The 25549-nt window shown below is 65.1% G+C and carries 25 protein-coding genes; 10 read left to right on the top strand and 15 right to left on the bottom strand.

Annotated elements, in window-relative coordinates; all coding sequences use genetic code 11:
• Positions 1 to 109: 109 nt before the first annotated feature.
• The gene (locus AOQ71_RS15015; RefSeq protein WP_245316883.1) at positions 110 to 658 is read right to left on the bottom strand and encodes a hypothetical protein; all 549 of its coding nucleotides are present in this window, start codon (positions 656 to 658) and stop codon (positions 110 to 112) included.
• A gap of 630 nt (positions 659 to 1288) precedes the next feature.
• Between AOQ71_RS15015 and AOQ71_RS49700 the strand changes: the two genes are divergently transcribed.
• From AOQ71_RS49700 to AOQ71_RS15000, 3 genes are all read left to right on the top strand, one after another.
• Positions 1289 to 1423, top strand: coding sequence for a hypothetical protein (locus AOQ71_RS49700; protein WP_283809592.1), 135 nt, complete (start codon positions 1289 to 1291; stop codon positions 1421 to 1423).
• A 263-nt stretch (positions 1424 to 1686) separates the two neighbouring features.
• Complete coding sequence (locus AOQ71_RS15005; RefSeq protein WP_057747454.1) at positions 1687 to 3015, top strand: T6SS phospholipase effector Tle1-like catalytic domain-containing protein; 1329 nt, start codon at positions 1687 to 1689, stop codon at positions 3013 to 3015.
• A 227-nt stretch (positions 3016 to 3242) separates the two neighbouring features.
• The gene (locus AOQ71_RS15000) at positions 3243 to 3518 is read left to right on the top strand and encodes a PilZ domain-containing protein (protein WP_057747453.1); all 276 of its coding nucleotides are present in this window, start codon (positions 3243 to 3245) and stop codon (positions 3516 to 3518) included.
• Between the two features lie 49 nt (positions 3519 to 3567).
• Here AOQ71_RS15000 and AOQ71_RS14995 read toward each other — a convergent pair whose 3' ends face one another.
• The 6 genes from AOQ71_RS14995 to cobS all read right to left on the bottom strand — a co-directional run bounded on the left by AOQ71_RS14995 (position 3568) and on the right by cobS (position 10192).
• Positions 3568 to 3978, bottom strand: coding sequence for a hypothetical protein (locus tag AOQ71_RS14995; RefSeq protein WP_057747452.1), 411 nt, complete (start codon positions 3976 to 3978; stop codon positions 3568 to 3570).
• Positions 3979 to 4076: 98 nt separating this feature from the next.
• Positions 4077 to 5189: an NADH:flavin oxidoreductase/NADH oxidase gene (locus AOQ71_RS14990; RefSeq protein WP_057747451.1), complete on the bottom strand. Its 1113-nt coding sequence runs from the start codon at positions 5187 to 5189 to the stop codon at positions 4077 to 4079.
• 127 nt (positions 5190 to 5316) lie between these two features.
• Positions 5317 to 6012, bottom strand: a complete 696-nt coding sequence (locus tag AOQ71_RS14985) for a hypothetical protein (RefSeq protein ID WP_057747450.1) — start codon at positions 6010 to 6012, stop codon at positions 5317 to 5319.
• A gap of 36 nt (positions 6013 to 6048) precedes the next feature.
• Positions 6049 to 7110 (bottom strand): esterase-like activity of phytase family protein, encoded by a 1062-nt coding sequence (locus tag AOQ71_RS14980; protein ID WP_057747449.1) that lies wholly within the window; start codon positions 7108 to 7110, stop codon positions 6049 to 6051.
• Complete coding sequence (gene cobT, locus AOQ71_RS14975; protein ID WP_057747448.1) at positions 7107 to 9011, bottom strand: cobaltochelatase subunit CobT; 1905 nt, start codon at positions 9009 to 9011, stop codon at positions 7107 to 7109. The genes AOQ71_RS14980 and cobT overlap by 4 nt, the downstream gene beginning before the upstream one ends.
• Before the next feature lie 182 nt (positions 9012 to 9193).
• Positions 9194 to 10192 (bottom strand): cobaltochelatase subunit CobS, encoded by a 999-nt coding sequence (gene cobS, locus AOQ71_RS14970; protein ID WP_025032652.1) that lies wholly within the window; start codon positions 10190 to 10192, stop codon positions 9194 to 9196.
• 320 nt (positions 10193 to 10512) lie between these two features.
• Here cobS and AOQ71_RS14965 point away from each other — a divergent pair, with 320 nt between their 5' ends.
• Complete coding sequence (locus AOQ71_RS14965; protein WP_057747447.1) at positions 10513 to 11172, top strand: DedA family protein; 660 nt, start codon at positions 10513 to 10515, stop codon at positions 11170 to 11172.
• 191 nt (positions 11173 to 11363) lie between these two features.
• Here AOQ71_RS14965 and AOQ71_RS14960 read toward each other — a convergent pair whose 3' ends face one another.
• A complete protein-coding gene (locus tag AOQ71_RS14960; RefSeq protein ID WP_057747446.1) occupies positions 11364 to 12584 on the bottom strand; it encodes a citrate/2-methylcitrate synthase in 1221 nt (406 codons plus the stop codon).
• Positions 12585 to 12668: 84 nt separating this feature from the next.
• On the opposite strand from AOQ71_RS14960, the gene AOQ71_RS14955 reads away from it, so the two are divergent.
• Positions 12669 to 13763: a citrate synthase/methylcitrate synthase gene (locus tag AOQ71_RS14955; RefSeq protein WP_057747445.1), complete on the top strand. Its 1095-nt coding sequence runs from the start codon at positions 12669 to 12671 to the stop codon at positions 13761 to 13763.
• A 293-nt stretch (positions 13764 to 14056) separates the two neighbouring features.
• Here AOQ71_RS14955 and AOQ71_RS14950 read toward each other — a convergent pair whose 3' ends face one another.
• Positions 14057 to 14689, bottom strand: a complete 633-nt coding sequence (locus AOQ71_RS14950; RefSeq protein WP_057747444.1) for a J domain-containing protein — start codon at positions 14687 to 14689, stop codon at positions 14057 to 14059.
• Positions 14690 to 14849: 160 nt separating this feature from the next.
• On the opposite strand from AOQ71_RS14950, the gene AOQ71_RS14945 reads away from it, so the two are divergent.
• A complete protein-coding gene (locus AOQ71_RS14945; protein WP_057747505.1) occupies positions 14850 to 15119 on the top strand; it encodes a BolA family protein in 270 nt (89 codons plus the stop codon).
• A 111-nt stretch (positions 15120 to 15230) separates the two neighbouring features.
• Here AOQ71_RS14945 and AOQ71_RS14940 read toward each other — a convergent pair whose 3' ends face one another.
• The 3 genes from AOQ71_RS14940 to AOQ71_RS14930 all read right to left on the bottom strand — a co-directional run bounded on the left by AOQ71_RS14940 (position 15231) and on the right by AOQ71_RS14930 (position 18388).
• On the bottom strand, positions 15231 to 16535 hold the full coding sequence (locus AOQ71_RS14940; protein ID WP_057747443.1) for an HlyC/CorC family transporter: 1305 nt from the start codon (positions 16533 to 16535) through the stop codon (positions 15231 to 15233).
• Between the two features lie 84 nt (positions 16536 to 16619).
• The gene (gene aroB / locus AOQ71_RS14935; RefSeq protein ID WP_057747442.1) at positions 16620 to 17768 is read right to left on the bottom strand and encodes a 3-dehydroquinate synthase; all 1149 of its coding nucleotides are present in this window, start codon (positions 17766 to 17768) and stop codon (positions 16620 to 16622) included.
• A complete protein-coding gene (locus AOQ71_RS14930; RefSeq protein WP_057747441.1) occupies positions 17765 to 18388 on the bottom strand; it encodes a shikimate kinase in 624 nt (207 codons plus the stop codon). The genes aroB and AOQ71_RS14930 overlap by 4 nt, the downstream gene beginning before the upstream one ends.
• Before the next feature lie 179 nt (positions 18389 to 18567).
• On the opposite strand from AOQ71_RS14930, the gene AOQ71_RS14925 reads away from it, so the two are divergent.
• The 4 genes from AOQ71_RS14925 (at position 18568) to AOQ71_RS14910 (ending at position 22875) form a co-directional block, all read left to right on the top strand.
• On the top strand, positions 18568 to 18714 hold the full coding sequence (locus AOQ71_RS14925; RefSeq protein ID WP_057747440.1) for a hypothetical protein: 147 nt from the start codon (positions 18568 to 18570) through the stop codon (positions 18712 to 18714).
• Positions 18715 to 18731: 17 nt separating this feature from the next.
• Complete coding sequence (gene xerD, locus AOQ71_RS14920) at positions 18732 to 19727, top strand: site-specific tyrosine recombinase XerD (RefSeq protein ID WP_283809591.1); 996 nt, start codon at positions 18732 to 18734, stop codon at positions 19725 to 19727.
• Between the two features lie 271 nt (positions 19728 to 19998).
• Complete coding sequence (locus AOQ71_RS14915; protein ID WP_057747439.1) at positions 19999 to 20961, top strand: acetyl-CoA carboxylase carboxyltransferase subunit alpha; 963 nt, start codon at positions 19999 to 20001, stop codon at positions 20959 to 20961.
• 387 nt (positions 20962 to 21348) lie between these two features.
• The gene (locus AOQ71_RS14910) at positions 21349 to 22875 is read left to right on the top strand and encodes a L,D-transpeptidase family protein (protein WP_162268356.1); all 1527 of its coding nucleotides are present in this window, start codon (positions 21349 to 21351) and stop codon (positions 22873 to 22875) included.
• A 225-nt stretch (positions 22876 to 23100) separates the two neighbouring features.
• Here the strand turns inward: AOQ71_RS14910 and AOQ71_RS14905 are convergent, their stop codons facing one another.
• From AOQ71_RS14905 to AOQ71_RS14895, 3 genes are all read right to left on the bottom strand, one after another.
• The gene (locus tag AOQ71_RS14905; RefSeq protein ID WP_057747437.1) at positions 23101 to 23796 is read right to left on the bottom strand and encodes an ABC transporter ATP-binding protein; all 696 of its coding nucleotides are present in this window, start codon (positions 23794 to 23796) and stop codon (positions 23101 to 23103) included.
• On the bottom strand, positions 23789 to 24523 hold the full coding sequence (locus AOQ71_RS14900) for an ABC transporter ATP-binding protein (RefSeq protein WP_057747436.1): 735 nt from the start codon (positions 24521 to 24523) through the stop codon (positions 23789 to 23791). Before AOQ71_RS14900 ends, AOQ71_RS14905 begins: the two co-directional genes overlap by 8 nt.
• Positions 24510 to 25549: branched-chain amino acid ABC transporter permease (locus AOQ71_RS14895; RefSeq protein ID WP_245316882.1), on the bottom strand; the 1040-nt coding region annotated here is incomplete at its 5' end. The genes AOQ71_RS14895 and AOQ71_RS14900, both read right to left, overlap by 14 nt.

Genomic DNA, 25549 nt, shown 5'->3' with positions numbered 1-25549 from the left:
ACATGGATGCCCGGGACAAGCCCGGGCATGACGAAAAGTGAATAGGAAGTTCCTGAAAATGCTGGCCGCATTTTCCGTCGCTTCTTAAGCCGCGCAGCGCGTCGATGCTTCACGCTGCCGTGCTGCGCGAGCTCTCTGCGGTTTCCTTCTTGTCCGCCTCCTTGTCGCGAGACAGCCAAGCCGGGAAGCGAAGCAGGCGCTCGTTGGTGTCTTTCGGCAGCTCGACTGGCGGCGCTTCATGGGCCGGACTCGGCAGCTCCGGCACGGCCTGTCCCCCTCGCACCCCATCCGCGCGCTGATCAAGTTCGCGCAACAGGGGATCGAGCACGCTGTCGATCTCGCTCGCCACCGACACCAGGAAACTATTGAGCTCGCGCGCCTCGGGCACGACTGCCGTAGCCTGCTCGATCGCCTTCGAGAGACCGTCGACGACAGGTGCAAATGCGCCGGCGGCTTGCTTGATTCGCGTCTTGATCGCTTCGATCTCGCCCAGGACGCGCTCGCGCTCCCGCCTTTTCTTTTCCTCCGAAAGGCGGGCTTCGATTTCGGCGATCTGGGCCGTCAGGTTCGTGGCTTCGGATGCGAGTGCGTCGCGTCTTTCGCGCGCGCGATCGAGATCGCGGCTGAGATGTTCCACGAGGTCGTCCTTTCCGAACATGGCTTTGCTCCGTAGGACAGGCGTTTTGCCCTGTAGGACGGCCCTGGCGCGTACCGCCAGCCTCGCCACCGACTGGATGGCCGGATCGGCCGAAACAGGCATCAACTTCAGTCGCGTCACATGGGCCGGCATGGTGAATCCCCCCATCGCCGACATTAGGCGACCGCATGGTTAACGGACGGTTAATGTCAACAGCCGAGGCTGCGGGCCAGGACCATTACCCCGATCTACTCCTGTCGAAGCACGCTGTGGCACAACTATCCGCAACAACTCGCTGCGGTGGTTATGGGACCTGGCTCCCGTGCGCAATTGCGCACTCGGCCGCGACGACACTTATTTCCGGGCGCGAGCCGTGGCTACCGCAAGCGCCCGTCGCCCGCTTCAACTATCTCCGCCAAGTCTCGCGAAATCGTCGAACTGTGCGGTCACCGGCGCGCGGTGGCGGGTGTTCTTCGGCTGGGAGTGCGGCATAGAAGTTGAGGGGGTTAGCGCGCTTGCAGCGCGGCGTTTTAGCTCTCGCTATCGGTGCGCTACAGGCGTACCTCTGTTATGCACCTGCGCGTCGCGCGGGATGCACACGTTGCCATCGGTCAAGCCAAGTTCACTCGAAACCTTTTGGAGGAGACGAAAATGGCCAAGGGACAGCAACGCAGCAATCGTGAAGCCAAGAAGCCGAAGAAGGACAAGGCCAAGGTGATCGCCGCAGCGCCTAGCCGCAAGGACGCGAATTGGCAGCCGGATTTCGGGCCGGGGAAGAAGAAGTAGATTCGCGATTGTCGCGGAGCCGGTGCTTTTCACCTCGCCCCGCTTGTGGGGAGAGGTCGGAATTTGCTGCGCAAATTCCGGGTGAGGGGGACTCTCCACGAGTCCAACTCTCACCGACCCCGCGGAGACTTCCGCTCACCCCAACCCTCTCCCCGCGGGCGGGCGAGGGAGCGCACCGGCGCTCGCGGCAAGCACTGCCGTCTCCTCGCCGCCGCGCATTTCGGCTATACTCGCCCCGGTAGCATCACCCGGAGGCGCATCCCATGGAGTACGCGGCCAAACCCGAGTCGAAAAACCTCGTCATCTGCTGTGACGGCACCGGCAACGAGATCAGCGAGAACATCTCCAACGTCCTGAAGCTGTATCGCTGCCTGCGCAAGACCGACAAGACCCATCCCCGGCAGATGGTGTTTTACGATCCCGGGGTCGGCACGGTGACGGAGCCGTCGACCTGGAACAGGTGGAAGGCCAACATCAGGCTGGTGCTGGGGCTCGCCACCGGCTACGGGCTCGATGACAACGTGCTCTCAGCCTATTGCTTCCTGATCGGGCATTATGCGGCCGGCGACCGCATCTATCTGTTCGGCTTTTCGCGCGGCGCCTATACCGTGCGCGTGCTGGCGGGGCTGATCCATAAAGTCGGCCTGATCTCGCCGGAGCAGGCGAACCTCGCAGGCAGTGGCCTTGTCGCCTACAAGCAATATTCCGGGCTCGGGCGCGGCAACGACATCGAGGACCTCAAGGATATCGTGGTCGACGACCAGGGGCCGCTGCCGAAGGACGCATTCGACCTTGCCGCGCAGTTCGCGCGCATCACCTCGACGCGCTGGCCGACCATCCACTTCATCGGCGTCTGGGACACGGTGGCAAGCGTGATCGTGCCGCGGCGCGACGTGTTCTTCCTGGTGTTCACGCTGGAGGAGCTCGCCTTCGTCAGGCGCAATCCGAGCGTCAACATCTTCCGCCAGGCGATCGCGATCGACGAGCGGCGGCGCATGTTCCGCCTCAAGGCGTATGAGGAGCCGCAGGAATATTGGAGCAACCGCTACGTGCCCGACGAGAAAAAGGTGGGGCAGGACATCATGCAGGTGTGGTTCTCAGGCGTGCATTGCGACGTCGGCGGCGGCTATCCGGAAGCCGAGAGTGCCGAGTCGAAATATCCGCTGCTGTGGATGATCGAGGAAGCGGAAAGGGCCGGGCTGAACTTCAACAAGCGCACCGTGAACCAGCTCGCCTGGGGGATCCAGCGCAAGAACTCGCCGTTCCAATATGTCCCGCCCGCGTTCACCGGCAAGGCGGGGGGCTTGCACAATTCGATGACGGCACTCTGGCGCGTGCTGGAATATCTGCCGAAGCGCGCGAAATACCGGGAATGGCCGGAGCGGAAGGTGGTGGCGGGGTTCTACATTCCCGACGCCGAGCCGCGCTTCATCCCTGAAGGCGCGCATGTGCATGAGAGCGTGCTGAAGCGGATGGACGTCGAGCCGGACTATCGGCCAGTGAATTTGCCGAAGGATTTCGTGACGGTGCCGATGCCGGTGCCGCCGGGGGTGGATCTGGCGGCGGGGGTGGAGACGGTGGAGGCGGGATAACGGCGGCCCCTTCCCNNNNGTAGCGAAGCAATCCAGAATCTTCCCGCGGAGACACTCTGGATTGCTTCGCTGCGCTCGCAATGACGGAGAATGAGGCGGCTGGCTCGCGCTACACCACCCCACTACCTCCGCATTCTGCAATCGCCGCTACTTTTCATTAAAATTCTCAGCCCCGCTTTAGCGCGATCGCATCACATCACCGGCATCATGACCGTCGAGACCTCCGCATGAGCGGCGGAGCAGGAGGACACGTGCCACAATTCCCGCGAAGGTTTGCCCGTGTGAAGCCATCAGGCCTGGTGTCGCGCCAGGCCAAGATCATCACCGACCCGCGCGCGCCGGTGATCCCGTGCACGCTGATCGACTATTCGCCCGGCGGGGCCTGCGTCGATCTCGGCGGGCAGGTGAAGATCCCCGATCGGTTCGAGCTGCTGCACGTCAACACCAAGAAGCGCTGCAGGATCGCGTGGAAACGCGGCACGCGGGTGGGCGTGGTGTTTTAAGGTCTTTCGCCAGGACGACGGCGGAATGGGCGAAGCCTGACCCGCTCCCTCACGCCTTCCGCATCCGCGCCTTCGCGCCCGCGACGATCTGCATGGCGACGCCGCCGATCCAGCCCAGCAGCGCCAGCCAGGTCAGCGCGTCGTGGGGCTCGAGGCGGAGCACGATGACGGCGACGGAGACGAGCGCGGCGAGCGTGGCGCAGAGCGTGCCGGCGGAACTGAGCAGCTCGGCGGCGTCGATGTGGCTGTGCGCGTCGTCGAACGGCAGCTGCGGCGTGTCGATGCCGAGATAGAAGCCGATCGCACCGAGCACCATCATCAGCAGCAGGAAGCCCTGCGTTGTCAGCGCTGATATCGCCGATCCGACATAGGCGCCCACGAACAGCCCGCACGCCGCGCCAGCCATCGCGAGGCCCAATCGCTCGAACACGTGGGCAGTCTTGCGAACACGAAACCGCATGGCGGACCTCCGTGATGATGCGCGGAGGTTAGGCCAGTTTGCCGGCTGGTGAAAGCTAAGGGGGGTTACGGATGCGTGAGGTGAGTGCAGCAGCCACCTCACCTTGCCCCGAACGTCGTCCTGCCGAACAGCGCCTTCTGGGTCGAGGGCTGCGAACGCCAATATTGCGGTGGGGCCTCGACTTCGCCGCCAAGTTCGGCGGCGGCGTGCCAGCCCCAGCGGGGGTCGTAGAGCATGGCGCGGCCGAGCGCGACCATGTCGGCTTTGCCACTCGCGACGATCTCCTCGGCGTGCTTCGCTTCGGTGATCAGGCCGACCGCAATGGTCGGCACGCCGGTCTCGCGCTTGATCGCGTCGGCGAACTGGACCTGATAGCCGGGGCCGAGCGTGATCTTCTGCAGCGGCGAGACGCCGCCGGAGGAGGCATCGATCCAGTCGACGCCGCGCGCCTTCAACGCCCGCGCAAATTCGATGGTCTGGCCCAGATCCCAGCCGCCCTCGACCCAATCGGTCGAGGACACCCGCATCCCGACCGGCTTGTTTTCCGGGAACACGGCGCGCACGGCTTCAAAGATTTCCAGCGGGAAGCGCATCCGGTTCTGCAGGGAACCGCCATATTCGTCGGTGCGCCTGTTCGAGAGCGGCGACAGGAACTCGTGCATGAGATAGCCGTGCGCGCCGTGCAGCTCGATCGCGTCGATGCCGATGCGCGTCGCGCGCTTCGCTGCGTCGACGAAGGCCTCGCGGATGCGCTTCAGGCCGGCGCTATCTAGCGCGAGCGGCGCGGCCTCGCCCTCCTTGTGCGGGATCGCCGACGGCGCCACCGTCTGCCAGCCGCCTTGCTCGAGCGGAATGAGCTGGCCGCCGTCCCAGGGGCGCGCGCTGGAGGCTTTGCGGCCGGCATGGGCGAGCTGCATCGCGATGGCGGTGTGCGAATACTTGCGCACCGAGCCGAGGATCTGCTTCAGCGCGGCCTCGGAGGCGTCGCTGTAGAGGCCGAGACAGCCCGGCGTGATGCGGCCGATCGCCTCGACATGGGTCGCCTCGATGCAGAACATCGCAGCCCCCGACAGCGCCAGGTTGTTGATGTGGGTGAAGTGCCAATCGGTGGGAACGCCGTCCTCGGCCGAATACTGGCACATCGGCGACACCACGACGCGGTTCTCTAGGGTCAGGCCGCGCAGCTTGATCGGGGAAAACAGGGCGCTCATGCGAGGGGGATCCGGGACAGCGAGGGATGGAAGCGATTGCATGAAGTTTAGTGGCTGGGCGGCGAATTGCGAGATGCGCGGTCGGCATGGCGGATAGCGGGGCCATGCATTGCGGGGGGCGCGCCCCCTACGGCGAATCCACGAACTTCCCCGGCGTCGGCTTGCCCATGCGGATCCTGCCGTCGGGCAGAAGCTCGCCATCCGCCACCGCCGAGAACTCGATCATGGTGCCGTCACCGTCATACTTCAGCGTCCTGGCGAGAGGGCCGAGCTTGTCGAGAAGCCTGGCGTCATCAGCAACCAGGACCCGGTATTCGGTGAGATGGAAGCGGCGCGGGGCCGCCCAGGTGAAATCAGGCACCGAGGAGCGCACGTCGAGGTCGTGGTCGCGACCGACGCTGCGGCCGGTGACGTCGCGGAACAGGTCGGGGCCGTCGAGCAGCTTCGCCCTGGTGCCGTTGATGTCATAAATGTTCAGCGTGACGACGTGGCGCTCGCTGCGGAACGACACTGCGACAAAGCGCGAGTCCGCCGACCAGGCGGCGTGGAAGGCATCCGGCGCCGAGTCCAGGATGTTGTCGTCTTTGACATTGGGAAGGGTCATCAGCTTGCGATGCGCGGGCTCCGCCATCAATGAGAGGCGGAAATTCTCCGAGCCGGCATCGCCCTCGCCATGCGCGGCAACAGAGAGCTTTCCGTTCGGCGCTTTGCCACCCTGGATGATGGGGTATTCACGCTTGCCGTATTTGTGCTCGGCCGTCGCCAAAGCGGGCGAGGCGGCGACGGCGAGGAGCAGAGCCAGGACGGCGCGGCGGTCGGGCATGATGGTGTGTCGGCGCAGGGGCAGCCGACATTCAACCTACTCCACCAGCGTGAATTGCAGCAGCAGGGTGCGCTGGAGCAGGGAGAAATTGTCGTCCGACACCATGGTCAGCACGGTCTCGCCGTCATCAGTGACGTGGGCGTCGATGCCCTCCATGTTGTCGACCTCGTGGCCGAGATCGGCGCGAAACAGCTCAAAGCCGTCGACCAGCGCGCCCGGCGCGATCGATTTCAGGGGGATCGAACGGATGCGGATGTCGATGCCGGTGAACCAGGAGAATTTGCGCTCGAGGATGAGCAGCTCGCCTGATGGCAGCAGCACGGCGTCGCTGATGTCGAACTTGTCGGTACGGCGCACGGCGAACTGGCCGGGCGACGGGCCACCGATCAGGAAGGCGACCAGATTGCCGTCGGCATCGAGCCCGCGCTCCGAGAACGCTATAAGCGTGCCGGCGAGCGGCGTGCTCTTGCCTTTCGGCACGAACACCAGCGCCTCGAGCCCCTTGTTGACCGGCAGCTTGCGGATCGCTGATGGCGTCGGGATCACCTCGCCGCGGGCGCGCGTGCCGCCGTGTGCGAAGTCGAAGCGCATGATCTGGTTGACGCGCTCGAGCCCGACATAGACCAGCGAGCCGTCGCGCGCGAGCGACTCGGTGTCGTACCAGAGCCGCTTCTCGGTGATCGGGCGGCCCTCCGCGTTCAGCACCGGCGCGGCCTCGACATCGGCGAGGCCGACCATCCTGCCGCCGTCATAGCGGATGGCACCGGTGAACCAGGTGCCTTGATCCGACAGCGCCAGGAAGCGCTCGCCCTTGGCATCGAGGAAGCGGAAGCCGGAGAGGCCGCCGAAGCCGCGATGCGGCGAGGTCAGCACCAGCCCGCTGCGATATTGCAATGAGCCGAAGCGCACGCGCGAACGATCGCGCGGCTCGAAGAACGGAATCGGCCGCGCATTGACCTCGATGCTGACGGGCTCGCTGACGCCGTGCTCGAACTGCGCCGGCTTGACCTCTGCTTGTGCGAGCCCGGGCAAAGCGAGAGTGGAAAATCCCGCCGCCGCGTGACCAACAAAGCTGCGGCGGGATCGATCCGTGCTCACGAATGCAGTTTGCGTCGCGGGCGACCGGCCGGTTGCGTGGGCGCGGCGTTGGTCTCGCTGAAGAGTTCGGCGAGCTTCTCGGTGATGGCGCCGCCGAGCTCCTCGGCATCCACGATCGTCACCGCGCGGCGATAGTAGCGCGTCACGTCATGGCCGATGCCGATCGCGATCAGCTCGACCGGCGAGCGGGTCTCGATCTCCTCGATGATGTGGCGCAGATGCCGCTCGAGATAATTGCCGGGATTGACCGACAGCGTGGAATCGTCGACCGGCGCGCCGTCCGAGATCATCATCAGGATCTTGCGCTGCTCGGGGCGGCCGAGCAGGCGCTTGTGCGCCCAGTCCAGCGCCTCGCCGTCGATGTTCTCCTTCAGCAGCCCCTCGCGCATCATCAGGCCGAGATTCTTCCGCGCACGGCGCCAGGGGGCGTCGGCGGATTTGTAGATGATGTGGCGCAGATCGTTGAGGCGGCCGGGATTGGCCGGCTTGCCGGCGGCCAGCCACGCCTCGCGCGATTGCCCGCCCTTCCAGGCGCGCGTGGTGAAGCCGAGGATCTCGACCTTGACGCCGCAACGCTCCAGCGTGCGCGCCAGAATGTCGGCGCAGGTGGCGGCGACCGTGATCGGGCGTCCGCGCATCGAGCCGGAATTGTCGAGCAGCAGCGTGACGACGGTGTCGCGGAACGTCGCCTCCTTCTCGTGCATGAAGGACAGCGGGTGATAGGGATCGGTGACGACGCGCGACAGGCGGGCGGGGTCCAGAATGCCCTCTTCGAGATCGAACTCCCAGGCGCGGTTCTGCTGCGCCATCAACCGGCGCTGCAGGCGGTTGGCGAGGCGGGCAACGATGCCCTGGAGATGCGCAAGCTGCTTGTCGAGATAGGCGCGCAGGCGCTCCAGCTCGTCATGGTCGCAGAGATCCTCGGCGGCGATGACCTCGTCGAATTTCGGCGCGAAGGCGTGATATTCCGGCCCGCGCGGCTCGTTCTTGCCATGCTGGTTCGGACGCGTCGCCTCGCCCGGCGTCTCGTCGTCGCCAAGCTCGCCGTCGTCGAAGGTATCGGAGGTCGAGGCCTGCGCGCTTTCCATCGCGCTCTCGCTCATCTCCTCTGATGAAGCCTGCGCCTGGTCGGCGCTCATCTCCTGCGCGGCGTCGGAATCGGGCGAGCCTTCCGCGCCGGACTGATCGTTGTCGCCGTCCTGGTTCTCGTCGTTGTCCTCGTCGTCCTCGCTGTCGGCGCTGCGCTCATCGCCGAGGTCGAGCGCGGTGAGGAGGTCATGCACGGCATCGCCGAACTTGGTCTGGTCCTCGACCACGCCATCGAGCCGGTCGAGCCGCTTGCCGATCTTGTCTTCGAGAATGGGACGCCAGAGATCGACCATCTTCCTGGCGGCCGTGGGCGGCGCCAGACCCGTGAGGCGCTCGCGCACCAGCATCGCCAGCGCATCGGCCAGCGGCGCATCGGCGCGGTCGGTGATCTCGTCGAACTTGCCGCGGTGGAAGTGGTCGTCGAGCATCGCGGTGAGATTCCGGGCAACGCCCGCCATGCGACGCGCACCGATCGCCTCGACTCTCGCCTGCTCGACCGCCTCGAACACGCCGCGCGCCTGCGGATTGCCGGGCATCAGCTTGCGATGAACTTTCGGATCGTGACAGGCGATCTTCAGCGCGATCGAGTCCGCGTGGCCGCGCACGATCGCGGCGTCGCGTTTTGTCATTTTGCGCGCCGGCTCGGGCAAGCGGGCTTTGCCCGGCGCGAGGCCCGGGCGCTCGGCCGCAAAGGAGACGTCGAGCTCGGGCGACTTTGCGATCGCCTTCAGGCAGGACGCCACCGAGCGCTTGAACGGCTCGGTCGGGGCTTCCTTGCTGTTGCGGAATTTGGAGTTGGAAGGCGTGCTCATCTCGATCTCACCGTCGTCCCGGCCTGGTGCGCAATCGCGCACCGGAGCCGGGACCCATAACCACCGGCGTTCGTTGGGTCAGGGAAACTATCAACGTCGCTTCAATCAAGACATCACGCGATATGGGTCCCGGCCCCCCGTGCGCAATTGCGCACTCGGCCGGGACGACATGCCGAGAGAGATCAGGATAGCGCCACGTTCACCGCCGATTCCGGCAGCTCTGCGTTGAAGCAGCGCTGGTAGAACTCGGCGACCAGGGGACGCTCGAGCTCGTCGCACTTGTTGAGGAAGGTGACGCGGAAGGCGAACCCGATATCGCCGAAGATATCGGAGTTTTCCGCCCAGGTGATCACCGTACGGGGGCTCATCACCGTCGAGAGATCGCCATTGGCGAAGGCGTTGCGGGTGAGATCGGCAAGGCGCACCATCTTGTTGACGATGTCGCGGCCTTCCTGGGTGCGATAATGCTTGGCCTTGGCCAGTACGATCTCGACTTCCTCGTCATGGCTGAGATAGTTGAGCGTGGTGACGATCGACCAGCGGTCCATCTGGCCCTGGTTGATCTGCTGGGTGCCGTGATAGAGGCCCGAGGTGTCGCCGAGACCGACCGTGTTGGCGGTCGCGAACAGGCGGAACGCCGGATGCGGCTTGATCACCTTGTTCTGGTCCAGGAGCGTCAGGCGGCCGGAGACTTCGAGCACGCGCTGGATCACGAACATCACGTCAGGGCGGCCGGCGTCGTATTCGTCGAACACCAGCGCGACGTTGTTCTGCAGCGCCCAGGGCAGGATGCCGTCACGAAACTCAGTGACCTGCTTGCCGTCGCGGACCACGATCGAGTCCTTGCCGACGAGGTCGATACGGCTGATGTGGCTGTCGAGGTTGACGCGCACGCAGGGCCAGTTCAGCCGGGCAGCGACCTGCTCGATATGGGTGGACTTACCGGTGCCGTGATAACCGGTGACCATCACGCGGCGGTTGCGGGCGAAGCCGGCGAGAATGGCAAGCGTGGTGGCGCGGTCGAAACGGTAGTCGGAATCGACTTCCGGGACGTGAGGATCGACTTCGGAATAGGCCGGCACTTCGAGATCGCTGTCGATCCCGAACACCTGGCGCACCGACACCTTCATGTCGGGCAAACCGGAAACTTCCTCAACTTTGGACAGGGCGGCGGTCGTCATCAATCCTCCGAGGCCCCGGGCGATCCCGAGACCAGTTATTTGCACGTTGGCTGCGGCTGGGTGCGCTTTCGAACCTATCAGAGACAACGTGCCGGCAGAAGCCCGCCCTGCAATCAAAGTTCCGTTGTCTTTTCATTTAGATAGGCAAGGAGCGCGATTTTTGGAAGGCTGCCCTGCAAATCTCGCCCAAATTGCGCGCCAGACAGGCGCCTGCCCAAGGGGAACGCAACGCGAATGGCAACGCGAATGGCACTTCCATCGCCGCCGCTTACTTATGTAAGGGTCTGAACCCGATTGCTCCAGTCTGCTACAGAGACCTCGTGACGTCCTTCCTTGACCCCCTCATCTCCTTCGTCTCAGTCCATGCGTGGCTGGCCTACCTGACCCTGTTCCTGGCGGCGCTGCTCGAAGCCGTCCCGGTGGTGGGCTCGGTCATTCCCGGCTCGACCATCATCCTGGCGCTGAGCGCGCTGGTTCCGGGCGGCGAACTCAAACTGCAATGGGTACTGCTGGCAGCCGCGCTTGGCGCCGTGATCGGCGACGGCTCGGCCTATTGGCTCGGTCACCGGCAGCAGCGCAAGATCCTCAACACCTGGCCGCTGACCAATTACCCACGCGTGGTCGAGGAGAGCGAGACCTTCTTTCACCGCTTCGGCACCTGGGCCGTGTTCTTCGCCCGCTTCGTGCCGCCGATCCGCGCCTTCGTGCCCATCACGGCGGGTGCCCTGGGGATGGAGCCGGCGCGGTTTTACGCGGTCAACATCCCGGCGATCCTGGTCTGGGCGCCCGCCCATGTGCTGCCGGGCGTGCTGGCGGTATCGGCCTTCCACCAATATTTCGGCGTGCCGCACGAGGGGCATCCATTCAAGCACATGTGGATTTTGACGGTGGTTGCCGTGGCGATCGTGATCGGCGTGACGGTGTGGATCCATCGCCGGCGCAATGGAGGCACCGTCGCGGAGGCCAAGCCGCGGGCCTGAGTAGCCTCCACACCATAGGCGTCGTCCCGGCGAAGGCCGGGCCCATAACCACAGGGAGCGGTTTGGCGAAGACTCATCCGGTACTGCTAGCGTCCGCAACCGGTAAATCACGCGGTATGGGTCCCGGCCCCCCGTGCGCAATTGCGCACTAGGCCGGGACGACAGCAGCGGAGAGTGGAGCGCCCAGATATTTAACTCGCAGCCCCCGCCCTCCGCCCCGGCGCCGGCCCCACATATCTCGCCCTTGGCCGGATCAACTTCCCGAACTGCAATTGCTCGCTCGCATGGGCGATCCAGCCGACGCTGCGGGCCATGGCAAACAAGGCGAGCTCGCTGCCGGCAGGCAGCCGCAGCGCGTGGACGAGCACGGCGAGCACGTAGTCGATGTTGACGAACTCGCCGGTCGCTTCCGCGATCCGCTCCGGCACTTCTTTGGTGAATTTGCGCGGCGCCCCAGTGCGCGCCAGCGCGTTCAGCAGCGATTGTGCGCGGGGATCGCCGCGCTTGTAGACGCCGTGGCCAAAGCCCGGAAAGCGCTCGCCCAGCGCGACGCGCTCGCGCACCATCGGTTCGGCATCGCGGTCGACCAGCGCCTTGACCAGTTGCGAGGCGAGCACGCCGGCGCCACCATGCTTTGGGCCTTTCAGCGCAGCGAGGCCGGCGATCACGGCATCATAGAGATTGAGCCCGGTCGAGGCCGCGCAGCGCGCGGTGAAGGTCGACGCATTCAATTCGTGGTCGGCGAGCAGCACCAGTGCGCGTCGGATCAGATCAGGCGCGTGCTTGTTATCGGGAGCCCAGGCGCGCGCGATCTGCTGATGCAGCGGCTCGGATGACGGCTCGGCATTCAGCATGGTGGCAACAAGGAGCCGGACGATGCGCGCGCCGACCAGCGCACGGCCATCGGGCGCGCGGGTGAAGGCGCGGGAATCGGCGCTGGCCGCCAATGCAAGCACCGCGATGGCGCGATCGATCGGCGCTGCGCGCCGCGCGGCTTGCGCGATCGTGCCCATCTCCTCGGAGATCTTCGGCTGGTTGTCAGGCGCGAACGGATCGACGTCGGAGACGTCCCAGAGCAGCGTTGCCGTGTGCTCCAGCGTGTCGTTCTCGGCGAGATCGATGCAGTTCACGCCGCGATAGATCGCGCCCTCCTCGGTGATGGTCGAGATCTCCGTGTCCATCACAGGCAAGTCGGCATCGAAGCTGCGCAGGCCGCGCGGCTCCGGCGACGGCACCCGGCGCTCCTTCAAGGCGCGGACGTCCTCGGCGCGATAGCGGTTCTTGCGCGAGTCCGGCGTCGGCTCGGAGCGGATCAGGCCGCGGCTGACATAGGCGTAAAGGGTCGCCGGCGAGATCGCGAGCTCGGCAGCAGCTTCCCGGGCAGAGAGGTAAAGGCCGTCGGAATTTTTCATATTGATTCATGTAATCAAGATTGATCAATCTGTCGAGAGGCCTGATCTTCTCCAGGTGCAGTGCAAAAAAGGGAGATTTGGGCCATGAACATCCACCTCACCAAAAGCCAGATCGGGCTGGACGGCGTTCCCGCGGCCGAAACCGTGCTGAGCCATGTCGACGGTGAACGCGGCGAGCTGATCATCGCGGGCGAGCATGTCGGCCGCCTCGCCGCGATCTCCAGCTTCGAGGGCGTCACCGCACGGCTTTGGAACGGCGCCAGCAAGACCGCCCTCACCGAAGCCAATGTGCGCTCGAGCCTCGGCGCGGCACGCGAGCGGGCCTTCGCGCGGCTGGACCAGCTGCTGCCGGCAACGCGCGGCATGGGCATCATCGACGGATTTCGTGCAGCGGTTGCGGGTCTCCGCGCCGAGCACGGGCTGGAGCATGAAGCGACCATCGTCGGCGCGTTTCCGGTGATCGCCGGCGCGCTGGTCCGCCGCGCGAAAGGTCTCGACCCGGTCGCGCCTGATCCGACCGTGAGCCACGCCGCCGATACGCTGCGTATGCTGCACGGGCGCGCGCCCGCAGCGCGCGAGGTCAGCGCGCTCGATGCCTATCTCGTCACCGCCAGCGACCACGGCATGAACGCCTCGACCTTCACCGCGCGCGTCGTCGCCTCGACGCAGGCCGATCTGTTCGCCGCGGTCACCGCCGGCTATTGCGCGCTGACCGGTCCGCTGCATGGCGGCGCGCCGGAGCCGGTGCTGGAAATGCTGGATGCGATCGGCACGCGCGAGCGGATCCAGCCCTGGGTCGATGCGGCGCTGGCGCGCGGCGAGCGCATGATGGGCTTTGGCCATCGCGTCTATCGCGTGCGCGATCCGCGTACGGATGTGCTCAAGACCGCGGTCGAGGCGCTGGCCTCCAACGGCACCGACCTGCCGTTTGCCGGCGAGGTCGAGGCCTATATCCGCGCAGCCTTGCGCAAGAAGAATCCGGACCGGCCGCTGGAGACCAATGTCGAATTCTTCACCGCGATCCTGCTCGATGCGCTGGCGATCCCAAGGCAGGCGTTCACCCCGATCTTCGCGGTGGCGCGTAGCGCCGGCTGGACCGCGCATGCACGCGAGCAGCAGCGGACCGGGCGGTTGATCCGGCCGAGCTCGTCCTATGTGGGGGCGATGCCGAAGGCATAGGAAATGCGTAGCCCGGATGGGGCCAACGGGTCGGCGCGAAGCGCCGCCCGATGACAGGCTCCGCGTAATCCGGGAAAGTCGTCGTTGTGTGAGAAAGACCCCGGATTACGCTTGCGCTCCATCCGGGCTACGGATCTCGCCAAGCATTCCAAAATCGTAGGGTGGGCAAAGGCGCGTTTGCGCCGTGCCCACCATCTCTCTCGATCACAGAAAAAAATGCGTGGGCACGCTACGCTTTGCCCACCCTACGATACTGTCGCCGCGGCAAAAGCCGGGACCACACCAGGAGGCCCTTACGCCTCCCGCACCACCGTCTTCAGATAATTATACGCCTTGATGATCTCGATCAGGCGATCCTCGGTGGAGCGGTCGCCGCCGTTGGCGTCGGGGTGGTGCTGCTTGACCAGCGCCTTGTACTTGCTCTTGACGTCGGCGAGGGTGGAGTTCGGGCCGAGGCCCATGACCTGGAGCGCCTTGCGCTCGGCGTTCATGACCTTGCGCGTTTCGGCCTTGGGCTCGGCCTCCGGGCCCTTGCGCCAGGTGGCGCGGCCGTTGATCTCACTGAACATGCTGAACGGATCGGACGCCATGTCGATCTCGGCTTCCGCACCCTTCTTGCCGCCATTGGCGCCCATCTTCCAGGTCGGGCGATGGCCGGTCAGCGCGTCCTTCTGATAGCGCGCGACGGCGTCGGCATTCATGCCGGAGAAAAAATTGTAGTTCTGGTTGTACTCGCGCACGTGGTCCAGGCAGAAGTGCCAGTACTCACGCTGGTTCTCGCGGCCCTTCGGCGCGCGGTGCGCGCCCTTGTTCTGGCACCCGGCCCATTCGCAACCGACCGCGGTGTCGCGCGGCTTCACTTCGGCCTGCTTGCCCCGCGGCTTCACGCGGATGGAGTCGAAGAACTTTGATGAATCGATCGGCATGGCTGACTTTGACTACGCAATGCAAAAACCTTCAAGTCTTGACATTGCAATTAGAACGAAACCCGTAGCCGAAGTTTCACTTCGGCATCCGTTGAAGTACGGCCGCGGGAGGCGGGCCTATGCAATTGACGGAGCGCGATCGCAGGATTTAATGGCACTCATGGTCATGAAAGATACTATCAGCAACAAGTTGCAGGAAGCTTTCACGCCGGAAAGCCTGCAAGTCGTCGACGAGTCACATTTGCATGAGGGCCATTCCGGCCATCGGCCGAGCGGCGAGACGCACTTCCGTGTCTATATCGTGTCTGCGGCCTTCAAAGGGAAGAGCCGGGTCGACCGTCACCGCATGATAAATGCGGCGCTGGCCGCGGAACTTTCCGGCAGCGTGCATGCACTGGCGATCCACGCGCAGGCGCCGGGGGAAAATTAGCTCAGTCATTCCGGGGCGGCTCGAAGAGCCGAACTACGGGGCGCAATGGCGCCCCTGAGAATCTCGAGATTCCGGGTTCGATGCTTCGCATCGCCCCGGAATGACCGAAGGCTAGAACGACGTCCCCGCCCGTCTCGGCTTCACCTCTTCCATCTCGGCCTCGCGCGGGACCGGTGAAATACGGAGCGCGGTGATGCGGTTGCGTTCGCGGCGCAGGACGCGGAAACGGAAACCGTGGAAGGTAAAGCTCTGGCCGCGGTCGGGGATCGAGCGCGCTTCGTGAATGACGAGGCCAGCGACCGTGGTTGCCTCTTCATCGGGCAGGCGCCAGTCCATGGCGCGGTTGAGGTCACGGATCGGTACCGAGCCGTCGACCACGACGGAGCCGTCAGGCTGGGCGCGCACGCCCGCGACCACGACGTCATGCTCGTCGGAGATGTCGCCGACGATCTCTTCCAGAATGTCTTCCAGCGTCACCAGACCTTCAACTTCGCCATACTCGTCGACCACGAGCGCGAAATGGGTTTTGCGCCGGCGGAACGCCTTGAGCTGCTCGGCGAGCGGCCGCATCTCCGGCACGAACCAGGGCGGCAGCGCAATGGTGGAGACGTCGATGCGCGAGGTATCACCGTCGGAGGCGCGGATCGCGCGCAACAGATCCTTGGCGTGGAGCACGCCGATGATGTTTTCCGGCTTCTCGCGCCAGAGCGGGATGCGGGTGTATTCGGTCGCCAGCACCTCGCGCACCAGATCGTCCGGCGGCATGTCGGCGTTGATCATCATCATCTCGGTGCGATGGATCATGACGTCGGAGACCTGGAGCTCGCGTAAGTCCAGCAGGCCGCCGAGCATGTCGCGGTCCTGCTTCTCGACCTTGCCCTCGTGATGCAACAGATCGACCGCGCCGCGCAGGCGCTCGGTCGGCGACAGGATCGCCTGGTGCTCGCCGGCGAGGCCGAACAGACGCATCAAGACGCGGACGATGACCTCCACCACCCGCAGCAGCGGCCCCAGCACATACATGGTCAGCCGCATCGGGCGCGCCACCGCGAGCGCCATGCGATCCGGTGCGTTGATGGCGATGGTCTTGGGCAACACCTCGGCGAAGATCACGACCAGCGCCGTCATCACGCCGGTGGCATAGAGCACGCCGACATCGCCGAACCACGCGGTGAAGATGGACGTCGCCAGCGCCGAGGCGGTGATATTGGCGATGTTGTTGCCGAGCAGCAGTGCGCCGATCAGGCGCTCGCGCATGTCGAGCAGCTGCGAGACCACGTCGGCGTCGCGATTACCTTGTTTGGAGAGTCTGAGCATGCTGGCGCGCGAGGCACCGGTGAGCGCGGTCTCGCTCGCGGCAAAGAAGCCCGAGACCAGCAGGCAGATGATGACGATGGTGAAGCCGAGCCAATCCATGCAGCACTCAACATCCTTGTAATGACGCGTTTTTTTGACGCGAACAGGTCACCACTTCGCTCGAAAACGCTCTTCGGTCGCGTGTTACGCCTTGACGGCGAGCTTGTCCTTCAGGAAGTCGCGCACCGGCGTCGGCTCGACATCTTTCGCGATGACGGCGCGCCCGACCGCCTCCAGCAGGATGAAGGTGAGCTTGCCGCGCTTGACCTTCTTGTCCTGGGCCATCAGCGCCATCAGCGCGTCGGCATCCGCAAGACCTTCCTGCGCGAAGCCGGCAATGTCCTGCAAGCGGGTCGGGAGGCCTGCCGCGATCAGGTGACGCTCGACGCGCATCGCGTCCGCCTCCGCGATCATGCCGAGCTTTGCGGAGAACTGCGCCGCCAGCGTCATGCCGATGGCAACGCCTTCGCCGTGGAACAGGCGATCCGAAAAACCGGTCGCGGCTTCCAGCGCGTGGCCAAATGTGTGGCCGAGATTGAGCAGCGCGCGCTCGCCGGTCTCGCGCTCGTCGCGCGAGACCACGCCCGCCTTGGCGCGGCAGGAGGTCGCGATCGCATGCTCGCGGGCCGAGCCGCCCTTGAAGATGTCGGAATGGTTCTTCTCGAGCCAGGTGAAGAAGGCCTCGTCGCCGAGCACGCCGTATTTGGCGACCTCGGCATAGCCGGCGCGAAATTGCCGCGGCGACAGCGTGTCGAGCACCGCGGTGTCGGCAATGACAAGCACCGGCTGGTGGAAGGCGCCGAGCAGATTCTTGCCCTGCGGCGAGTTGATCCCGGTCTTGCCACCGACGGAGGAATCGACCTGCGCCAGCAGCGAGGTCGGCACCTGCACGAAATCGACGCCGCGGCGCAGGATCGCAGCGGCAAAGCCGGCGAGATCGCCGACCACGCCGCCGCCGAGCGCGATGACGAGATCGTTGCGCTCGATCTTGGCGGCAATCAGGGCCTCGCTGACCTTTTCCAGGCCCGCATAGGTCTTGGAGATCTCGCCTTCCTCGACGACGACACGCGCGGTCGGAATGCCGCTAGCTGCGAGCGAGGCCTCCGCCGGCTCGAGCCAGTATTTTGCGACGGTGCGGTCGGTGACGATGGCGGTGCGCACACCCGGTCGCAACGCGGCAACGCGCTCGCCGAGCGAGGCCAGCACGCCGCGGCCGATGACGATGTCATAGGCGCGATCCCCGAGCGCGACGTCGACATGAACAGGGTCGGAATGTTTCAGGGGGGCGGTCATCGAACGGCGCTCGCGACATCGGCAGGAGATTGGGCTGGTGGTGGACCACAGAGATAGGTGTGCAGCGTCTCGATGCATTCCTCAACGATCTTGTCATGCGGCACGTCGCGCGAGGCGATGGTGATGTTGGCCTTGCCATAAACCGGCTCGCGCTCGGTGAGCAGCCGCGTCACGGTTCCCTCGGGATCGGCGGTCTGCAGCAAGGGACGGTCGGCGCGGCGGCGCACCCGCCGCATGATGACGTCGTGGTCTGCCCTGAGCCAGATCGAGATCGCTTTCGCCGCGATGCGGCTGCGCGTCTCCTCGCGCATGAAGGCGCCGCCGCCGGTTGCCAGCACCACCGGCCCGCCCTCGAGCAGGCGCGCGATCACACGGGCCTCGCCGTCGCGGAAATACGGCTCACCGTGGCGCTCGAAAATCTCCGGTATGGTCATGCCGGCCGCCGCCTCGATCTCGGTGTCGGCGTCGACAAAGGGCAGCTTGAGCCTGAGAGCCATGCGGCGGCCGATGGTGGACTTGCCGACGCCCATCATGCCGACCAGCACGATCGAACGCAGCCCCAGCGCCGACAGGATGTCGGCCTCAGGGCTCGCTTGTGCTGGCAATACGGCGTCGGACATTATCTCGCTCGATTGGATCTCACACTGCCGCCAAAGGCGGCATCCGGGCCACCTATACGACCCCCTCGGGGCCCTCGCCAGAGGACTCTTGCCACGAAACGGCGAACATGTTGGATGATTTCATTGGTTAATTTGCCCGCTCAAGACCCGTATCAAGACCCTCGTCGAGACCTTGCCCGATGCCCAGCCTGTTCCGCTTCCTGACGGTCGTCGCCGTGATCGCCGGCATCGTCTATGGCGCGGTGTTCGCGCTGGCCAACTTCGTCAATCCGAAGCCGCGGGAAATGACGGTGACGATCCCGCCGGATAAGTTTCTCAAGAAATAGGAGCTAGCCTGAAGGGCATGCGCAAATCCTCCGCCAAGCCCCCAGACGTCAAGCCCTCTGCCGTCAGGCCCTCCGATGCCAAGCTCACCGGCCTGTTCCTCGACATGCTCGCGGCGGAACAGGGCGCTGGGCCCAACACGCTCGATGCTTACAGACGCGACCTCACCGATTTCTCCGAGTTTCTGACCCGTGTCGGCCACAGCTTTGTCGACGCCGAGACGCAAACGCTGCGCGACTATCTTGGCGACCTCGATGCGCGCGGCTTCAAATCCTCCAGCGTGGCGCGGCGGCTGTCGGCGATGCGGCATCTGTTCCGCTTTCTGCTGAACGAGCGCATCCGGACCGAAGATCCCGCCGCGATCCTGTCCGGCCCCAAGCGCGGCCGCGGCCTGCCCAAGGTGCTGTCGATCTCGGACGTCGACCGCATGCTCCGCCGCGCCAAGGAGATGAGCGAGGCGGCGGACGCCTCGCCCTCGCAGCGGCTGCGGGCCTTGCGGCTCTATTGCCTGCTCGAGGTGCTCTACGCCACGGGCCTGCGCGTCTCCGAATTGGTGTCGCTGCCGCGATCGGCCGCCAAGCGCGACGCCCGCATGATCGTGGTGCGCGGCAAGGGCAACAAGGAACGGCTGGTACCACTGAACGAGGCTTCGCGGCAGGCGATGGCGGATTACCTCGCCGCAACGGAAGCTGCGAAAGGCGAGAAGAAGGGCAGCCTCGCCGCCGCGAAATGGCTGTTTCCCTCCTTCGGCGAGAGCGGGCATCTGACGCGGCAGCATTTTGCCCGCGACCTCAAGGAGCTCGCGGTCGCCTCGGGACTGCAGGCGCGGCTGGTCTCTCCGCACGTGCTGCGGCACGCCTTTGCCAGCCACCTGCTGCATAACGGCGCGGACTTGCGCATCGTGCAGACCCTGCTCGGCCATACCGATATCTCGACGACGCAGATCTATACCCATGTGGTCGAGGAGCGGCTGAAGAGCCTGGTGCGCGACCTGCACCCGCTGGCGGAGAAGTAGGACCCTCCGTAGCCCGGATGGAGCGCAGCGAAATCCGGGATCTCACCCCGCGGATAGACCTTCCCGGATTGCGCTTCGCTCCATCCGGGCTACGGACTGCAACCGAAACCGCCTTGACTTCGGCCACTTCTCCGCAGAAAGAGCCGTGGCCTTGTCACTGATTTGGCGCGCTTCCACGATGCGCACAGGTCAAGCCCTTGAAGAAGCTACACTTCTTTATCTGAAGCCAACCTCGCTTCGCCTCGTCGTCCCGTCCCCCTATATTGAAACCATGCCAGACCAGATGCGCAGCTATCTCGACTTCGAAAAGCCCGTCGCCGAGCTCGACTCCAAGGTCGACGAGCTCAGGACGCTGGCCGCCTCCGGCACCGACATTGCCGAGGAGATCGGCCGGATCGAGGACAAGGCCGCGCAGGCGCTGGCCGACCTCTATCAAAACCTGACGCCGTGGCAGAAGACACTGGTGGCGCGGCATCCGCAGCGGCCGCATTTCAACGATTTCATCAAAGGCCTGATCACCGAGTTCACCCCGCTCGCCGGCGACCGCAAGTTCGGCGAGGACGAGGCGCTGGTCGCAGGGTTCGGCCGCTTCCGCGGTGAAGCGATCTGCGTGATGGGCCAGGAAAAGGGCGATTCCACCGAGAGCCGCATCAAGCACAATTTCGGCATGGCGCGCCCCGAGGGCTACCGCAAATGCGTGCGGCTGATGGAGATGGCCGAGCGGTTCGGCTTGCCGGTGCTGTCGCTGGCCGATTCCGCCGGCGCCTATCCCGGCATCGGCGCCGAGGAGCGGGGACAGGCCGAGGCGATCGCGCGCTCGACCGATGCCTGCCTGGCGCTGACCGTGCCGAACGTTGCCATCATCACCGGCGAGGGCATGTCGGGCGGCGCCATCGCCATCACCACCGCCAACAAGGTGTTGATGCTGGAGCACGCGATCTACAGCGTGATCTCGCCGGAAGCCGCCTCCTCGATCCTCTGGCGCGACGGCTCCAAGGCGCAGGAAGCCGCCAACAACATGAAGATCACCGCCCAGGACATGCTGCGCTTCGGGGTGATCGACGCCATCCTGAAGGAGCCGGTCGGCGGCGCCCATCGCGATCCCGCCGCCATGATCGCCACCACCGGCGACGCCATCGCCAGGGCCTTCGACGAGCTCCGGAACTTTGATGGGGAAGCCATCCGCAAGATGCGGCGGCAGAAATTCCTCGATATCGGCCGGAAACTGGGCTGAATCACCGTCATATTGGGGCGATGCGCAGCGTCGAACCCGGAATCTCGAGATTCCGGGTTCGCCCTTCGGGCGCCCCGGAATGACGGTTTGGAGCCCCCGGTAACCCCGCATTAACCCTTTTTTTGCCCAAATCGGCGATCTCAGTACCGGTTCGCCGCCAAGTCCAAGTTCCGGCCCAGTTTAAGTCTCTGTTGACCACGCCGCCGCGCCAACGGGCTCGTGATTTCCGGTCGGGTTGCGACCTGAAGGGGCGGAGGTTAGAATTTTAATCAATGGCTTCAGGGCATAAGCGCTGGGGCTTGGTCTGAATACGTCCGGTTGTCCGGGTCAGGCCTTGCTCCAAGATCAGGGGTTCGCGCTTCCGCCCGGCACGTTGTGGGGTCCATCTTGAATTCTCGTTCGCTTGCTCGCGCGCTCTTGGCTTCGGTTGCGCTTGCCGCCAGCATTGTGCTCGCCGGCTGCGATACCGATCAGGTGTCGCTGGCGACCAACGCCAAGGCCAATCAGCCGGTCCCGCCCAAGCTCGTCGCCGCGATGGCCGAGAAGGACATGGATCTGAATTCGCCGATCCTGATCCGCCTGTTCAAGCAGGAGGCCGAGCTCGAGATCTGGAAGCAGAATCGATCAGGCCGGTTCGCGCTGCTCAAGACCTATCCGATCTGCCGCTGGTCGGGCGATTTGGGACCGAAGGTGCGCGAAGGCGATCGTCAGGCGCCGGAAGGATTCTACTCCATCAATCCGAGCCAGATGAATCCGCAGTCGGCCTATTACCTCTCGTTCAACACCGGCTTCCCCAACGCCTTCGACAAGGCGCTGGGCCGCACCGGCTCGCAGCTGATGGTGCACGGCGATTGCTCGTCGCGCGGCTGCTACGCCATGACGGACGAGCAGATCGCGGAGATCTATTCGCTCGGGCGCGAATCCTTCTTCGGCGGCCAGAAGGCGTTCCAGTTCCAGGCCTATCCGTTCCGGATGACGCCGGTGAACATGGCCAAGCACCGCAACAATCCGAACATGGCCTTCTGGAAGATGATCAAGGAAGGCTATGATCATTTCGAGGTGACGCGGCAGGAGCCGAAGGTCGACTTCTGCGAGAAGAAATACGTGTTCGACGCGGCCAAGGCACCCGATGCCAAGCGCGATCCCGTGTTCGACGCCTCCGCCAAGTGCCCGGCCTATGTGATCCCCGAAGAGATCGCCAGCGCCGTGCGCGAGAAGCAGGAGCGCGACGAGGCCGAGTACAACAAGCTCGTCGCGAAGAACATTCCGGTCGCGCGCCTGAACACCGGCATCGACGGCGGCATGAACAAGATCTTCGCTGCCAAGATCCCGGAAGGCTCGACCGGCCTGTCGGAAGGCGCCGAAGGCAATACGTTGCAGATGCTGGCGATGGCGAAGGCGCCGGGCACCATCCCCGGCACCGTCAACCCGCCCAAGCCGAATCTCGAGCCGGTCGCCTCTGCCGCGCAGGAAGAGCCGGTCGTCGGCGCGTCCGCGACCAACACCCGCGTCGCCTCCGCCGCCGCGCCCGAGAAGTCCGGCGGCTTCTTCTCCAATCTCGGCCGCAAGATGGGTTTTGGCACCGCCGACACCACGGCAACCACGCCGCCGCCGCAAGCGACCGCATCGGTGACGCCGTCGCCTGCGGCCGCAGCGCCGAGCACGGCGTCCAAGCTGAAGGCCGCTGTGACCAAGCTGATGCCTGGCCACGACAAGTCGAAAGACGCTCCGGCCGTCGCCGCCAAGCCTGCCGAGCCGGCCAAGCCCGCCGAGACCAAGGTCGCGGCGACCCGGCCCGCGCTGAAACCGTCCGTGGGCAATGGTGACGCGACGAGCGGCGGAGGCCAACTCGCCGGCGCAGCGCCAGTGGTGTCGTCGAACTCGTTCGACAGCCGCTTTAGCGCGGTGAAGTAAGAGCGGCTCTCTCCGATCTTCCTCGATCGACAATATCTCCCCCTCACCCTGAGGCGCTCGCCTCTTCGGCGAGCCTCGAAGGGCGAGGGCGCCGACTGCCAGCTCGGCCGTGCATCCTTCGAGGCTCCGGCGCGATGCGTCGCATCGCGCCACTCGCGCCTCAGGATGACGGGATTGGCTGGGTACCGCGTTGCGAGGGACTGAAGAGCGATAGACGCCCCAGCCCTACGGCGCCAGATACCGCATCAGCTCCGGATTGCCACGCACCTCGCCGGCGGCGCCTTGCAGCGCGACGCGGCCGCGGTCGAGAACGTAGGCGTAGTCGGCGACGCGCAGTGCCAGATCGAGGTGCTGCTCGACGATGATGACGGCGATATTCTTCGCCAGCTCGATCAGGCGCTCGGTGATCTCCTCGATCACACCGATCCAGACGCCTTCAGTGGGTTCGTCCAGCAGCAATAGCTTGGGATCACCCAGCATGGCGCGGCCGATGGCGAGCATCTTGCGCTCGCCGCCGGAGAGCGTGCCGGCGGGCTGGTCGAGGCGCTGGCCGAGCTTCGGGAAGATCGCCAGCACGCGGTCGACCGCAGTGGCATCCTTGCTGAAAAGCGCGCCGACGGCGAGATTGTCACGCACCGACAGGCGCGCGAACACCGAATGCTCCTGCGGCACATAGCCGATACCGGCGCGGACGCGCTCCTCGGGCCGCCTACGGCTGATGTCGCGGCCGTCGAAGCCGAGCTCGCCCTTCCACGGCGGCAGCTCGCCGACGATAGTCTTCATCAGCGTGGTCTTGCCCGCGCCGTTGCGCCCGAGCACGGCAACACCGCCGCGCCAGGGGACGCCGAGGTTGACGTCGAACAGGACCTGGCTGCGGCCATAGCCGGCGTCGAGATGCTTGATGTGCAAAAATTCAGGCACGGCGCAGATAAATCTCCTGGACGGATGTGTTGGCCTGGATCTCCGCCACCGTGCCTGAGGCCAGCACCTTGCCCTGGTCGAGCACGGTCAGACGATCGCAGATGTCGCGGATGAAATCGAGGTCGTGCTCGACGATGACGAGCGAGCAATGCTGCTTGATCGGCTGCAGCAACTCGCCGGTGACGCGGCGCTCCTCCAGGCTCATGCCGCCGGTGGGCTCATCCAGCAGGAGCAATTTGGGTTTGCCCGCGAGCGCCATCGCGATCTCCAGCCATTGCTGCTGGCCGTGCGACAGCACGGCCGCCGCATCGAAGGCGCGGTCAGCGAGACGGAACTGCGTCAGCATGGTCATGACCTGATCATGGAGCGCACCGCGCGTGCGCGAGAACACGAGATCGAGCAGCGAGGATTGCGCCTGCAGCGCCAGCAGGATGTTGTCATACAGCGTCAGCGACGGCAGCACCGACGTAATCTGGAATTTCAGGCTCATGCCGGCGCGGGCGCGCTCGGTCGGCGTGAAGGCGGTGATGTCGGTGTTGACGAAGCTCACCTTGCCCTGCGTCGGCACTTCGGCGCCGGCGATGCACTTCATCAGCGTGCTCTTGCCGGAGCCGTTCGGCCCGATCAGGCCATGAAACTCGTTCTCGCCGACGCTGAGCGCAGCGCCGTCGAGCGCGGTAAGCTTGCCGAAGATTTTCGAGATGCCGGCGGCTTCAAGGAGCGGCATTTCGCTTCCCCCTGATTTTTGCACCGAAGCTGCCGACCCGCTCGCGCTCGTCGAGGACAAAACTGATCAGGCCGAGCGGACGGAACAGGATGACGAGCAGCAGCAACACGCCCAGAATGATCGGCCAGATGTCGCGGTAATTATCCGACAGCCAGAAGCTGACGCCCTCGACGATGACGGTGCCGATGACGGCGCCGATCAGCGTGCCGGAGCCACCGAACAGCACGTAGAGCACGACCTGGGTCGAGACCACGACGCCGACCATGTTGGGCCACACAAAACCTTCGTGGAAGGCATAGAGGCTGCCGGCAAGGCCTGCGATGGCGCCGCCGATCGCGAAGATGATCGCCTTCAGATGCTGCGCCTTGTAGCCGAAAAAGGCGATGCGCTGCTCGTTCTCGCGCAGGCCCGCGAGCGCAAGGCCAAATTGCGAGCGCACCAGGAAGCGGCACAGCAGATAGACCACGACGAGGATGCCGAGCACGAGATAATAGAACGCCGGGCCTTCCGAGAATTCATAGCCGCCAAGCGTCATCGGCGCGATCGAGGGAATGCCGTTCTGGCCGCCGAGATAATACCAGCCGCGGGCGAGACGATCAGCGGCGTAGGAGCCGGTCAGCGTGCCGAGCGAGACGAAGATCACGCTGGAGGGATGCCGTCCCAGCAGCAGGAAGCCGCCGAGCAGCAGCGAGAAAGTGAGGCCGATGAGCGTGCCCGCCGGCAGCACCAGGAAGATGTTGGTGACGTCGAGATCGCGCGCCAGCAGCGCGACGCCATAGCCGGCCGAACCGAAGAACAAGGCCTGGCCGAAGCTCATGATGCCGGCATAGCCCCAGACCAGATCGAACGACAGCGCGAACAGCGCCAGGATGACCACCCGCGTCGCGAACACCGTCAGATAATCCTGCAGCACCAGCGGCGCGACGAGCGCGGCGATCAGCACCACGCCCTCGACGATCGGCAGGACCTTTCGACCGGCGACAGCCCGGGCCGTCGCTACGCGTTCAGTCATTGCAACGTCCGTCT

This window comes from Bradyrhizobium manausense (assembly GCF_001440035.1).
In the GTDB taxonomy this organism is placed as follows: Bacteria; Pseudomonadota; Alphaproteobacteria; order Rhizobiales; family Xanthobacteraceae; genus Bradyrhizobium; species Bradyrhizobium manausense.
Note: the sequence above shows the minus strand (reverse complement) of the source record. Positions and strands in the feature narration are given on the sequence as shown.